Origin of the sequence: Spirillospora albida, from assembly GCF_000718255.1 — a bacterium.
GTDB lineage: Bacteria > Actinomycetota > Actinomycetes > Streptosporangiales > Streptosporangiaceae > Spirillospora > Spirillospora albida.
Map to the genome: position 1 here is coordinate 1 of NZ_JOFJ01000087.1, position 258 is coordinate 258.

Here is a 258-nt window from a genome sequence, read left to right on the forward strand (position 1 = left end):
CCGCTCGTTGGCGTCGTCGCCGTTGGAGCCGACCTGGAAGGTGCCGTTGTAGTTGCCGTCCAGCAGCTTCTGACTGCCGAACGACGTGGTGTTGGCGATCCGGGTGAGTTCCTTCTTGAGCTCGCCGAACTCCTTGTTCGCCGCCTTCTGCGACTGCTCGTCCTGGGAGCCGCCGTTGGCGGACTGAACGGCCAGGTCACGCATACGCTGCAGGATCGAGTGCGTCTCGGTGAGAGCGCCTTCAGCCGTCTGCGCGAC

The 258-nt window shown here is 64.7% G+C and carries 1 protein-coding gene; it reads right to left on the minus strand.

Translation table 11 applies throughout. The features are described from left to right. Positions 1-258: flagellin N-terminal helical domain-containing protein (locus IE99_RS29950; protein WP_037560295.1), on the minus strand; the 258-nt coding region annotated here is incomplete at both ends.